This window comes from Gluconobacter sp. P1D12_c, assembly GCF_018812105.1.
Lineage (GTDB): Bacteria > Pseudomonadota > Alphaproteobacteria > Acetobacterales > Acetobacteraceae > Gluconobacter > Gluconobacter oxydans_A.
This window is the reverse complement of record NZ_JACSIQ010000482.1, coordinates 1-443: the sequence shown is the minus strand read 5'-3', so window position 1 is coordinate 443 and position 443 is coordinate 1. Positions and strand designations below refer to the sequence as shown.

General features: G+C 58.7%; 1 protein-coding gene. It reads right to left on the bottom strand.

Going from position 1 to position 443, the window contains the following annotated elements; genetic code table 11:
* A partial coding sequence (locus KP705_RS17780; protein WP_215765244.1) for a transposase occupies window positions 1-443 on the bottom strand: 443 nt, incomplete at both ends.

Genomic DNA, 443 nt, shown 5'->3' with positions numbered 1-443 from the left:
CGGCATGGTTCCATCGTCCTGCCGCTTCGCTTTCGTGAACTTCAGCGTCCAGCGCGCATGGCGATCCTTGTGCGACAGCTTTGACGGCTTGTCCTGCCAGTCTTCGGGAATACGGCCTGCCCGGAGATCGGCTTTCTCGGCGTTCGTGTTGCGCTGCTTTGGAGCCGCCACCAGCGTTGCATCCAGGATCTGGCCCGACATCGGCAGATAGCCGGCGTGCCGCAGGGTCGCGTCAAAACGGTTGAACAGACCCTCGATCGCTCCCACCTGCGTCAGGCGCTCACGGAACAGCCAGAGTGTTTTGGCATCAGGAACACGATCTGAAAGCCCCAGCCCAAGGAAGCGCATGAACGACAGGCGATCGTTGATCAGATATTCCGTCCGCTCATCAGACAAATTGTTCAACGTCTGGATCACCAGGATCTTGAACATCAGCACCGGAT